This is a genomic window from Empedobacter falsenii (assembly GCF_013488205.1).
Taxonomy (GTDB): domain Bacteria; phylum Bacteroidota; class Bacteroidia; order Flavobacteriales; family Weeksellaceae; genus Empedobacter; species Empedobacter falsenii_C.
Map to the genome: position 1 here is coordinate 2307164 of NZ_CP040908.1, position 12488 is coordinate 2319651.

At 31.2% G+C, this 12488-nt stretch carries 11 protein-coding genes; 2 read left to right on the forward strand and 9 right to left on the reverse strand.

Annotated features, from left to right (window positions below; all coding sequences use genetic code 11):
* Positions 1-75: 75 nt before the first annotated feature.
* The 3 genes from FH779_RS10730 to FH779_RS10740 all read right to left on the reverse strand — a co-directional run bounded on the left by FH779_RS10730 (position 76) and on the right by FH779_RS10740 (position 4934).
* Entirely contained in the window at positions 76-1311 is a 1236-nt protein-coding gene (locus tag FH779_RS10730) for a porin (protein WP_180904677.1), read from the reverse strand.
* A 67-nt stretch (positions 1312-1378) separates the two neighbouring features.
* A complete protein-coding gene (locus FH779_RS10735; protein ID WP_180904678.1) occupies positions 1379-1909 on the reverse strand; it encodes a YqiA/YcfP family alpha/beta fold hydrolase in 531 nt (176 codons plus the stop codon).
* A gap of 148 nt (positions 1910-2057) precedes the next feature.
* Entirely contained in the window at positions 2058-4934 is a 2877-nt protein-coding gene (locus FH779_RS10740) for an alpha/beta hydrolase family protein (RefSeq protein WP_180904679.1), read from the reverse strand.
* 119 nt (positions 4935-5053) lie between these two features.
* Between FH779_RS10740 and FH779_RS10745 the strand changes: the two genes are divergently transcribed.
* Both FH779_RS10745 and FH779_RS10750 read left to right on the forward strand, forming a co-directional pair.
* Positions 5054-5995 (forward strand): MBL fold metallo-hydrolase, encoded by a 942-nt coding sequence (locus tag FH779_RS10745; RefSeq protein ID WP_180904680.1) that lies wholly within the window; start codon positions 5054-5056, stop codon positions 5993-5995.
* 150 nt (positions 5996-6145) lie between these two features.
* Positions 6146-6580, forward strand: a complete 435-nt coding sequence (locus FH779_RS10750; protein WP_180904681.1) for a hypothetical protein — start codon at positions 6146-6148, stop codon at positions 6578-6580.
* Between the two features lie 136 nt (positions 6581-6716).
* Here the strand turns inward: FH779_RS10750 and FH779_RS10755 are convergent, their stop codons facing one another.
* The 6 genes from FH779_RS10755 to FH779_RS10780 form a co-directional block, all read right to left on the reverse strand.
* Entirely contained in the window at positions 6717-7529 is an 813-nt protein-coding gene (locus tag FH779_RS10755; RefSeq protein ID WP_038336092.1) for a purine-nucleoside phosphorylase, read from the reverse strand.
* Positions 7513-8553, reverse strand: a complete 1041-nt coding sequence (gene lpxK / locus FH779_RS10760; RefSeq protein ID WP_180904682.1) for a tetraacyldisaccharide 4'-kinase — start codon at positions 8551-8553, stop codon at positions 7513-7515. The genes FH779_RS10755 and lpxK overlap by 17 nt, the downstream gene beginning before the upstream one ends.
* Before the next feature lie 121 nt (positions 8554-8674).
* The gene (locus tag FH779_RS10765; RefSeq protein WP_052217853.1) at positions 8675-9292 is read right to left on the reverse strand and encodes a DUF4230 domain-containing protein; all 618 of its coding nucleotides are present in this window, start codon (positions 9290-9292) and stop codon (positions 8675-8677) included.
* Positions 9285-9836 (reverse strand): TlpA family protein disulfide reductase, encoded by a 552-nt coding sequence (locus FH779_RS10770; RefSeq protein WP_180904683.1) that lies wholly within the window; start codon positions 9834-9836, stop codon positions 9285-9287. Before FH779_RS10770 ends, FH779_RS10765 begins: the two co-directional genes overlap by 8 nt.
* Positions 9837-9871: 35 nt before the next feature.
* On the reverse strand, positions 9872-11029 hold the full coding sequence (locus FH779_RS10775; protein ID WP_180904684.1) for a M14 family zinc carboxypeptidase: 1158 nt from the start codon (positions 11027-11029) through the stop codon (positions 9872-9874).
* Positions 11030-11254: 225 nt separating this feature from the next.
* Complete coding sequence (locus FH779_RS10780; protein ID WP_180906844.1) at positions 11255-12379, reverse strand: GNAT family N-acetyltransferase; 1125 nt, start codon at positions 12377-12379, stop codon at positions 11255-11257.
* Between the last annotated feature and the right edge of the window lie 109 nt (positions 12380-12488).

The following is a 12488-nucleotide window of genomic DNA, read 5'->3' on the forward strand; positions in this document are numbered from 1 at the left end:
CTGCAAATTTATTAAATATTATCAAATATCAAACCTTTATTTTATTCTAAGATATTTAATTTACAATAAGATATCTTAAATTCCAATTTCTATCTGAAAACGCGCATACCAGTTGTTTTTCTTTTCTAAATTATAGAATTTTTGTTGCTCATACGTGAACTCTGCTTGTAATTTGAACGCATGTTCCCAAATATATTTTGTCAAACCTAATGTGAATTGGTTTGTATTTGGCGTAAACTCAAAAATATCTTTATCTACTGTTTGAGTTGAATAACGTCCTATCACCTCCCAATGTTTCGGAAATGTGTACGAACCTTGAAAATCCATCCCTTCTCCATTATAAATATAATTAAAATCAGAAATATCCGCAGGGTTATAAAATAATACATTATCCGAATTACGATTCATATAAGAATACATCAAATTCCATCCACGATATTTTAACATCGCATCCAAAAACAATGATTTTATATTAGCTGTTCCTCCACCTACAATATCATCTCCTAACATTCCCGCCGTTCTATGCGCTCTATCATTATAACTATAAGCTCCCGAAAGCATCAATTTTGGTGTTTGTTCATGAACTAAATCACCTTCATAATTGCTCCCTCCTTTTGTAAATTCTCCAAGTGGAAACAGCTCAACTTTTCCTGTATAAGCTAAACCAGTATCTTTAAAATTTGTCCAATTTCGTCCTTCACCAGTAGAAATAGCTCCTCTCAAAATATATGAGAATTTTTCTTGATTTCTTTTATTGTATAAGACCTGAAATCCAAAATCGCGATCAATATTAAAATCTGCATTATTGATAGATCGATCCGTTAATTGTAATGCTCCAGAAGAATTAACACGTTGCCTATTTCCTGGAAGTTTTGTTTGACCAAATCCTAAACTCCAATGTTTATTTGGGTAATAGAAAATCATCGCATCACGAATAATATTCGTATTCTTCCCCTCTTCTGCTTTTCCTACATCACCTGCTGCAAAAGATAATTGCATCGAATAACCAAATTTTGGATCTCCGATATATCCATCAAAACGCAATCTTAAACGACGAATTTGTCCATCAATATTATCTTCTTCTCCATCATTATGATTATAACTAATGCGATTTTGCATACGAAATCTAATGTTGACCTGATAAAGACTATCTGGAGAAGTAATTCCCAATCCGTTACCATAGCTATAATAGGGCGACATCATATTCTTAAAATCCTGTACAGTTTTCTTTTTAGATTCTGTAGAATCTTTTACTTGCGCATACGAACTGATTGAAAATACAATAAGTATTAATATTAAAAATTGCCTCATGTTTATTTGTTTCTTGATTCGTGTGCAAAAATGCAGTTAATAAAATTAAATAATTGTAAAGCGTAAATTAAATTAACGTTAACAATGACTCGAAGTTACGTATTCGATGATTGTCATCAATTTCTATGATTTCGATTTGTTGTGGAAAAATATTTTGTTGAATTTCGAAGAAAGTTTTTAGTTTTTCAAAATCCAAAACTTCATCATGCACAGAAAGAAAAACCGTTGTATTTTCGAAACGATTCATATCAACTAAATACTGCGAAAGATTTTCAGGAAAATTATTTTCGACTTTCATTGAAACATCAACCAAAGGATTTAACAAAATCAATTCGCTCGATTTTCCATTTTCCTTTAATTTTTGTTGCAATTGCCAACCAAAATTCCCTCCAGTAGAGCTTCCTATAATTGTCAAATCATTTACCAAACCTTTTAAATGTTCGTAAGCTTCAAATAAAATAGTTGCAATATTCTCCTCGGTTTTCCATTCAATACAAATCGCTGAAGGATATTTTTTTAGAATAGTTTTGAATTTAGTTGAATTTGCCGAACTATTTAGTCCATGGATATAAACAATTTGTCGATTATTTGTATTCATATTTAGTGCAATTAAACCTTTAAATTAAACTTTTTCAATAAGTTAATCAAAATGAATTGTAAATTTAACAATATAATTGTGTTGTAAGAAATTCTTTTGACAAAAAAAGCGACCAAATAAATTTGATCGCTTTTATTATTTTGTAAAGTTATTTCTCAAGATCGAAGCCCCAATCAACTCCCTTAGAAATAGCAGGAACTCCTTCTGTCATCCATTTTGGAGCAGGTTTATCTTTCAGATAATGATCAAAAAATTGCACTTGACGTTGCTGAATATCATTTTTATTTGCACGTTTTATCAAGTTATGGTCATCACCATTATAATTTAACATCCAAACTGGTTTTTGTAAACGACGCAATGCCATAAACATCTCAATTCCTTGGTACCAAGGAACAGCACCATCTTCGTCGTTATGCATGATTACAACTGGCGTCGTAACTTTCGGCATATTGAACAAAGGCGAATTTTCGATGTATAATTCTGGCGCTTCCCACAAGGTTTTACCAATTCTACTTTGCGTTTGTTCGTACTGAAATTGACGACTCATACCCGTTCCCCAACGAATTCCACCATAAGCAGAAGTCATATTCACAACAGGAGCACCTGTCCAAGCAGCAGCATACATATTGGTTGCAGTAATCAAATGTGCCACTTGGTATCCTCCCCAACTTTGTCCTTGTATTGCAATTTTACTACCGTTTACCCACGTATTTTTCTTCAATGCTTCTACTCCAGAATTGATATAATCTTCGGCAGATTTCCCAGGATGACCAATTGTATACGAAATATCTGGTGTAAACACAATATAATCGTTACTTACAAAATATGTATGATTGATACGAGAAGGCGTTGGCGCAGGCGCTTGATAACGATTCAGATTATCCGAAAGTTTTTCGTAGAAGTAAACAATCATTGGATATTTTTTATTTGGATCAAAATTCTCTGGTTTGTATACAACTCCAGTTGCATCTTTACCCGAATACGTTTTCCACGTTACCAATTCACCGTTCCCCCATAAATAATCTTTTTGTTGCGGATTGATTGCTGATATCTTTTTCTCATCTTTAAAATTAGTTGAAACATATACATCAGGCGAATTTTGGAACGATTCTTTTGTATAAATAAATTCATTCGCATTCAACGCTTTCGTCATTTTTTGCGTTCCCCAAGTATTCGACATCACAACTTCTTCAGGATTTTTTGCTTTCGAAATGATAGTTTGATAAACTCCAGATTGTTTATTCTGATTATTAAAAGCACCTAAATAAACTAAATTATCACGATTAAGAGTTTTTATATCATCATTTAATTGATTGATATCAAACGTAATGTTATGTTTACGGCCGAAACCATTTGTCATATTTTCTGGACGACGATTTCCCACCAAATCAAACTCCCAAATATCATAACGATCTTTGATTAAAACCGTTTCGTCATTATCCGTAAAATAAGCAACACCATATTCTTGCGCTAAAGTTGGTGAATCATTTTCTTCGTCATAGAATTTCACTTTTAGCTTTTTATTCAGAACTTTTGTTTCCTTTGTTTCGATATTATAGCTCGACCACAAACCATTTTCGGCATTATAAAAAACAGCAAATTTTCCATTTGGCGACATCTCTACTCTTCCAGCCAAAGCTTTTGCAAATAACTCGCGTTGTCCCGTTTTCGTATTAATGATATAATAATCTTTACGACCTGTTACATCCCAATTAGAGCTTAATCGATAGGCATTATCAGAAGTTCCTAAAGCAAAATTTGAATTTCCTTCGTTCAAAATTTCGACTTGATTCATATCCAAATCCGCTAATTGTGTCACTTTTACAGGATTCGATAAATCAATCACAGATAAATACGAACGCTTTTTTTCACGCTCAAGATTCTTTAATTGTTGTGGCTGAATAAAATCGTCTTTGTAACTCCAAACATCCACTTTTGCATAGTCATCAGCAATTAAAGTTGTGTCTTTTTCTGCTAATTTAGGCATCAAACCAATGAACAAAGAATTTCCATCTTTACTAAATTTTGGTTGACGATTTTCTGAAACTTGCCAATCTTTTTTCAATCCTAACAATTCAGATTTCTTGATTTGTTGTGGATTATTTGTTGCAGAATAATATAAATAATATGTTTTATTTTCCTTTTTCTCTTCGTCAGAAGTTCCAACAAAAGCAACTTTATTTGCTAATTCATCAAACGCAAATTGTTTGAAATCTCCAATTGTATCAACCAATTGTTTTTGAGCAAAAGTTACTGTATTTACCAAGAAAACGCCATATTTAGTTTTATCTAAACTGTCTTTTTTCTCTTGTTTTGTCGAAAAAATTAATTGTTTACCATTTTCGCTAAACTCATAATTCATTACATTTTTGAAAGATTTTTTCTGACCAGAAATCAAATTTCTCAACACCAATTCTAACGGCGTATCTTTCTTATCTTTTCCAGCTGGTTTTGCAACTTTATCTTTCGTTTTTGTAGAATCTGACTTGTCTTTTTTATCATTCTTCGCTTCTTCTTTTTCTAATAAATAAGCTAAAAGAGAACCTCCTTTTTTCGGTGTTTTGAATGATTTTATATTCGGTAATTTCTCAACTTGATTTGTTGCTAGATTTAATATTCCAATTGAATCTTTAGCAATTTCGTGTTCTTTCTTTTTCTTAATTCGAACCAATTTCAAATCTTTATAAAAAGGTCGAATTTTAAAAACGGCAAATTTAGAATCTGATGTAAAAACACTTTGTTCACCACGATGAAAACTAAGATTTTTATCCGTTTTCAAACCAAAAAAGTTCAATGTATTATCACTTTCTTGTGCATTAACTTGATAAGCAACCCACGAACCATTGTTCGATAATTCTTTCATTCCGATTGATTGCCATTCATCAAAAACAGTCAAATCTAATGGTTTCTTTTGCGCATCAACATTTGTTGCCAATAAAGCGATTGCCGCAGCATACATTGCTTTTTTTGTCATCAGTTGAGTCGCATAATTTTTAAATATTTTAGTAGATAATTTCGATTTCATTCTAACTAATTTTATGCGTTAATTTTTAAAGAAGTGTGAAAATACTAAAGTTTTTAGAAACTATGAGGATATTTTAGTTTAATAATACTTTCAGTTGTATTTTTGTTAAAATTCTTTTTATGAAAAAATATCTATTAAGTATTGGATTTGGAATTTCGATGATTGCATCAGCACAAAATATTCAGATTGTTCCACTTGGTGTTTATGGTGGTAGCAACGAAAGCAATCTTTCTTCTTATTTGATTGGTGAAGAAACGACAAATAGCTATTTAGCATTGGATGCTGGGACAATTCTTTCTGGAATCAATAAAGCAATAGAGAAAGGTACTTTTGAAGAACAAAATAGTAAAATTCTTAAAAACTATATCAAAGGATATTTTATTTCGCATGGACATTTGGATCATCTTTCAGGCATGATTATTAATTCTCCAGAAGATGCAAACAAGCCTATTTATGGTATTTCTGAAACAATTTCAGTTTTAAAAAATAAATATTTTACCAATGATGCTTGGGCAAATTTTGCCAATGAAGGCGAATCGCCAATTTTGAATAAATATTACTACAAATACGCTGAAATTGGAACACCTTTCACAATAGAAGGAACTAATTTTACTGGAACTATTTACGAATTGAGTCATGTAAATCCTTTGAAAAGTTCGGCAATATTAGTAGAAAATGGCTCAAATGCAGTCTTATATTTTGGTGATACAGGAGCTGATCGTATCGAAAAAACTAAAAATTTAGCAACTATTTGGAAAGCAATTGCACCTAAAATCAAATCAGGTAAACTGAAAACAATGATGTTGGAAGTTTCTTTTCCGAATTCTCAACCCGAAAAATTATTATTTGGACATTTAACGCCAAAATTGATGAACGAAGAATTAGGAGAATTAGCGAAAGAAGTTGGAAAAAGTAAGTTAAAAGGTTTTACAATCATCGTTACTCATATCAAACCAAAAGATGATTATGAGCAAAAAATTAAAGACGAATTATTAAAAGATAATCCATATAACATCAATTATATTTTCCCTCAACAAGGTGAAAGAATAATTCTAAAATAAATAATAATTACGAATTTATCATTTAAAGACAAGATAATTTTTAACCATTTTATTTTAGTCGGTCAATTTTTATTATTTTGATAAATTAGCGCTATTGATTCTTCATTAATTCGTGTGGCTATTCTACATTTGAATAAACCATAAGAAAAAATGACCGCGCAAATAGGAGAAATTTTATTAATCGACAACCAACAATATATTATAGCCGAACAACCATTACATCATTATTTTAGAAAATTAAATCTTCCACCTTATTTTACTCCGCCTTCGCCAACATGCTGGAGAGGATATTATGGGAAATGGGAATTGAGAAATGACGAATTGTTTTTAATTAATTTCAGAGGATATTTGGATGGTTTGGATGAAGTTGAATTGAATTATTTATTTCCAAAAAGAGAAGAAGTTTTTGCGAGCTGGTATTCTGGAATTATTAAAATTCCTCAAGGAAAATTATTACAATTTAATCAATTGACACATACATCAATTTATGAAGAAGATTTGATGTTGTGTTTTGAAAATGGAAAACTAATCGATTATATCGTTCATAGCAATTGCACAAATTCTGAACGAGAAGTTGAGATCTAATCAATCGAACGCTTCAAAGCTTGTCGGTGAATTCGTCTTGTTATTTGACCTTATTATTCTTTCGAATTCACCGATTTTTATAAAATAAAAAAAACCAACTTTTCAGTTGGTTTTTCTTTTATAATCAAATCAAAAATTAACAATTTTCGATTACGCTTTTTACCACGCGAATTACATTTGGCATTGCTGTGTTTGCTGCATTTAATACATCTTCGTGCGAAACATCAAATGAAATTTCTGGCCCTCCTAAATCTGTAATAATAGATAAACAGAAAACGCGCATATCCATGTGACGAGCAACAATAACCTCAGGAACTGTACTCATACCAACACAATCTCCACCAATAAAACGAACCAATCCGTATTCTGATGGCGTTTCGAAAGTTGGCCCTTGTAATCCTACATAAACTCCTTGATGAACCAAAATATCATTTGCTTTTGCAAATTCTGCCGCTTCATTCAACATTTCTCTGTCATATGCTTTTGACATATCCACAAAACGAGGTCCTAATTCATCAATATTTTTTCCACGTAAAGGATGTTCTGGCATCATATTGATATGATCTTTTACCAAACAAATATCCCCTACACTAAAACTTGGGTTAACACCTCCAGAAGCATTCGATAAAACAACTTTCTTAATTCCTAATCCATTGAAAACACGCATTGGGAACGTTACTTCTTCCATCGAATATCCTTCGTAATAATGAAAACGACCAGCCATCATCAAAACTTTTTTACCTAAAATAGTTCCGTATACTAAATGACCTTTGTGCCCTTCTACTGTTACTTGAGGAAAGTTTGGTATATCTTTGTAGCTAATAACAACTTTATTTTCTACTTCGTCTTCTAATTTTCCTAATCCAGACCCTAACACAATTACAAATTCTGGTTGATCTGGCAATAAATTATTGATGTACTTTACAGCCTCATTAATTCTGTCCAACATACTCTAAAATAGTTTGATTAAATTTTTCTTTATCGTTAATATCGATACTAATTGGGATGTAGTATAAATCGTCTTTTATCATGGATTCTTCCATCAAACGCATATAATCTTTCTCTGTTGTCATGATAATTTTATCAAAACGCTTTCTACCTTCCGTATCTTCGTATCGTTTGTAAATATACTCAATTTCTGATTGACTAAAATTATGATGATCTGGATATTCTAAATGCAAGACATTTGCAAAGTTTTCTTCCGCAAATTTTACCAAACCATCTGTTTTAGCAATTCCTGTAACCAAAATAACATTCAGATTTTTCCAAGTTGATTTATCAACATTATCCAATTTTCCAATCAATTTGTTGTCATAAACAATTTTTGAGAAAAATAATTGCTGATGAGATCTTAACTTAATCTTTTTCGAAATTTCTTTGTGCTTTTCCTCCGATATTCTGTCTGGACATTTCGTTACAATAACAATATCTGCACGACGAACTCCACTTCTACTCTCTCTCAAATCACCAGCTGGTAATAAAAAATCTTTATAATATGGATTATTGTAATCAGTCAACAAAATATTGAAACCAGCTTTTATTCCACGATGTTGATAGGCATCATCTAACAAAATTGCTTCTGCATTGTAATGATCAATTAATTTTTGTGCTCCAAAAGCTCTGTCTTCGCAAACTGCAATCAAAATTCTATTCTTGAAACGTTGAAAAAACTGCATTGGTTCGTCTCCAATATCATAAACTTTGGATGAATAATTTGCAATCAAAAAACCTTTTGTTTTTCGTCCATATCCTCTACTCAATGTTGCAATTAATTTTTCGTCTTTCAACAAATCGATTAAATACATGATATGAGGAGACTTTCCCGTTCCGCCAACAGATAGGTTTCCAACATTAATAATTGGAATTTTGAATGATGATGAACGCATCATTCCTATATTGTAAAACAGATTTCGAACCGAAGTCCCAATCCAATATAAACCAGAAAATGGAAGTAAAAATCTACGCCAATTCATTTTTATTTTTAATATTAAGCGAAAATACTATTTTCAATTTTAATTCTAAAGAAAGAAACACTTCATTTCTTTATTCAGCGAAAAAAAACCTATTCTATCGGAACAGGTTTTTAATTATTTATTAATCGTATAATTTATTCAATTCGTTGGCGTAACTCGTTTTATCCTCTATCTTCCAACCATAGGTTTTGGCAAGGAAATACAAATCTCCAAGATTTTGAATTAATTGTTGATGTGCTTCTTGTTTTAGTTTGGTTTGATCAACGGTTTTTTCTACATGCTCTACAGCACGTTTTTTAATTCCGTTCAAATCATCTTTACTAAATTTATTGAAAACACTTTGATCCATGTCATAAAAACTAACATCTGGATACACTTGGATTTCAACTGGAGGAATAGATTTGATGATAATTTTTTTATTCACCGAATCCAATTCAATATCCATTTTTTTCAAATCATACGTTGCTTGTGCTTTGGCTTTCACCAAAAGTGTCACCTTTTTATCCGCAGAAAAAATATCAGTTAAACCTGGCAACGATTTTTTTGACGTGTGATTGTATAAATCTGAATAGGTTTGTTCTGCAACAATCATTTTATTCATTCGTTCGATTTGATACGCAATCACATGAGATTGTTCGGTATAACTTTCAGATTTGAATTTATCCATGATGAAATACGTTATCATCACACCAAAAATGAAGGCTACAACGACAAGAATTATTTTCTTTAAATTATTCATTTGCATAATTTGGAGTCAATGGCGTACCATTCACAATCTGTGCCAAATCTTCTTCTAAATAGCCCGAAACTGGAGATTCTACAATTCTACCAACTTCTTCTTTTTTATTATTATATACGATAATTGTCGGAACGTGAGTAATGTTTTTATTAATTTCTTCTCCGTTAAAACTTTTCTTTTGATAGTTTACACCAATCACTTTCAAACGATTTTGAGGAAATTTAATGTCATCTAAAATCTTATATAAACGCGGCAATTCACGACGAGAATCTGAACACCAAGTTCCCATAAAAACTTCCAAACGATAATTACGTAAATCTTTTAAACTTTTCAATTTACTTTTTTCAACTTCGTAAGTGTCATATTCATGATGATACCAATCTTTAAAATCATCTTCTTCCAAAGCTTTTCTATTGAATTCTCCCGTCAACATTTTCTTCCCATTTTCAGCTGTAATCGTACGATTCAACACTTTATTTTGAGCAAACGATTGTGTAGAAAATCCCAACATCGCAACAAGTGCAATTGCCAATATTTTTTTCATTGTATTTTTAGTTTATAGGTTAAATGTATAAATAATTATGAAATGATTTGACCATTTTCAACTTTAATTGAACCAATCTCGAAAGTAGCCAATTGATTCAATAAAGGATAATTTTTGGTAGTTCCTTTATAAACTTGTTTTTCAGCATCAATTTCGAGATGACCAATAAATTTTCGCAAATCACCAATTTCAATAATTTTCGCAATTTGCTCTACCGAATTATTTTCTTCGTTGTATTCTTCTTCAAAATAAATTCCTAAATCAACAACAGAAGAATTTTCACCATTTTGGATTTGAACATTATGAATCACAACATCCAAATATTTTTGTCCATTTTGAGGAATCGATAAATACTCATCAAACGGAAAATTTTCTTGCGTAGCTAAAGCATTCAGTCCAGCCAAAATAGCCAATGCATTGTATTTTCTTGTTGTATCACGTTGATAATCATTCGGAAAATGTCCCGCTTCAAATAATACACAAGGATAACCCATTTTTGTGAAATTATCTCCGGTTGACATCGGATAAAACTCTGATGTATAACGACCTACATGACCAGAAATTACTTTTTGTAATTCAGTATTCATTGCTTGAATAATTCCCATCGTTTTTTCGCGAACTTCGTTTACATCTTCCTCAACATTATAAGAAGGCGCCAAAAAAGAAAGCGTTGCAGGTTTTGCTGATTGCCCAACATTGAAAATCGTACGTTGATCGTGTAAATTGAATAAGGTTTGATAATTTCCTTTCTCTACTTGATTCAACAAAACGTGAATTTCTGTTGATTCTTTTGCTAAAAAATCACGGTTAATATCAATTCCAACCGCATTTCTACGTGTATTAACATTTGCACCATCAGGATTTAGCATCGGAATAAAATCAATCGTCAATTGAGATAAAATGGTTTGAGATAATTCAGATTTTTGTTCAAAAAAATTAATCACATCAAACATTGCACGCGTACCAGATGATTCGTTTCCGTGCATTTGAGACCAAATCAATAAACGTTTTTCTCCAGTTCCGAAACTTAATTTATAAATTTCGTTTCCTAAAAAAGATGTTCCAATTTGTTCTTTTTGAATTGATTTTAATGAAAAATAGTGATTTAAAGCTTCAAAATTTAACCATTTCGAATCAAAACCTTCTTGTCTGAAAGTTGAATATTCTTTCTCTAATTGATGAATATCAAACATATTTTTTAAGTTATACGTTTATAAGTTTTATGTTATAAATACTGATTATCAAATAAATAAAACCGTCAATTCGAGTGAAATTCGTTTAGAATTTTGTATCGAGAATAAAGTTTTAGAAGATAAAATTCATCTTAATTCTCGATACAATTTTTAGAAATAATCTTTCTAAAAATCACTCGAATTGACAAATTTTAATTCAAAATATATAACATTATTATTTATATTTTACTGAATTGATTTCTTGAAAGTTTTACGACGTTTGTGGTTTACAGGATCATAAGCTTTCCACAAAACTTGAATACTTTCGTTGTCCGCTAGTTCAGGATTTGTTTCCAAAAATTTGATCCCGTTGTTTCTAAACGTATCAAACATTGCATTAAAAATCAATGCTGTAACACCTTTTCCTTGAAATTTTGGATCAATTCCGATCAAATAAAATTGAGCAGAATCATTATTTTTACTTGCTCTCATCAAATGCCACCAACCAAAAGGAAAAATTTTACCTTTCGCTTTTTGCATCGCTTTCGAGTAAGAAGGCATCGTAATAGCAAACGAAACCATTTTTCCGTCTTCATCAACAATACAGTTTACAAAATCTGGATTAATAAACGGAATATATTTCTTTTTGTAATATTCAATTTGATAATCCGCAATTGGTACATAAGTATCCAATTCGCTGTAAGTTTTATCTAACAAATCGAACATCTCGTCAACATACGGAATAATCTCTGAAGTTTTTGTAAACTTCAATTCTCGTAATTTGTAACGTTCTCGAATAATTTTATTGAATTTGATAACTTTTTCTGGTAATTCTGTTGGTGCAGACAATTCATATTCTACCCATTCGTTTGCAGTTTCAAAACCTAACGATTCTAAGTGTTGCGCATAGTACGGAAAATTATATAAACCAACCATTGTAGCCAATTTATCAAATCCGAAAGTTAGTAAACCTGCCTTTTCCAAATTCGAAAAACCAACTGGGCCTTCTATATATTCTAATTGATTTTCTTTACCTATTTCCGCAACTTTTGCCAAAAGTGCTTTTGTGACGTCGATATCATCAATCATATCAAACCAACCGAAACGCATTTTACGTTTTTGTTGATTATTGACTTCTTGCCAATTGATAATTGCCGCAACACGCCCCACAATCTTACCTTCTTTTTCGGCAAGAAAATAACGCGCTTCTGCATCTTTGAAAACGGGGTTTTTAGAAACATCTAATGTTTCCTTCTCCTCATTAATAAAGGGCGGAACGTAATATTGATTATCCTTATACAAATTCATCGGAAACTTAATAAATGCTTCCAAATCATGTTTTGATTGTACTTCTTTTATGCGAATACTCATAGCTGGCAAAGGTAATAAGTTTTGTAATTTCAATTCAAAAATTTTTGAGCAAAATGTCAGCTTTTGTTTATTTTTTATATGATTTAATACAGAACTCTGCCAAAAAACC

Coding starts and splice junctions, on each gene's coding strand:
- FH779_RS10730 (WP_180904677.1), bottom strand. CDS start 1,311: ATGAGGCAATTTTTAATATTAATACTTATTGTATTTTCAATCAGTTCG.
- FH779_RS10735 (WP_180904678.1), bottom strand. CDS start 1,909: ATGAATACAAATAATCGACAAATTGTTTATATCCATGGACTAAATAGT.
- FH779_RS10740 (WP_180904679.1), bottom strand. CDS start 4,934: ATGAAATCGAAATTATCTACTAAAATATTTAAAAATTATGCGACTCAA.
- FH779_RS10745 (WP_180904680.1), top strand. CDS start 5,054: ATGAAAAAATATCTATTAAGTATTGGATTTGGAATTTCGATGATTGCA.
- FH779_RS10750 (WP_180904681.1), top strand. CDS start 6,146: ATGACCGCGCAAATAGGAGAAATTTTATTAATCGACAACCAACAATAT.
- FH779_RS10755 (WP_038336092.1), bottom strand. CDS start 7,529: ATGTTGGACAGAATTAATGAGGCTGTAAAGTACATCAATAATTTATTG.
- lpxK (WP_180904682.1), bottom strand. CDS start 8,553: ATGAATTGGCGTAGATTTTTACTTCCATTTTCTGGTTTATATTGGATT.
- FH779_RS10765 (WP_052217853.1), bottom strand. CDS start 9,292: ATGAATAATTTAAAGAAAATAATTCTTGTCGTTGTAGCCTTCATTTTT.
- FH779_RS10770 (WP_180904683.1), bottom strand. CDS start 9,836: ATGAAAAAAATATTGGCAATTGCACTTGTTGCGATGTTGGGATTTTCT.
- FH779_RS10775 (WP_180904684.1), bottom strand. CDS start 11,029: ATGTTTGATATTCATCAATTAGAGAAAGAATATTCAACTTTCAGACAA.
- FH779_RS10780 (WP_180906844.1), bottom strand. CDS start 12,379: ATGAGTATTCGCATAAAAGAAGTACAATCAAAACATGATTTGGAAGCA.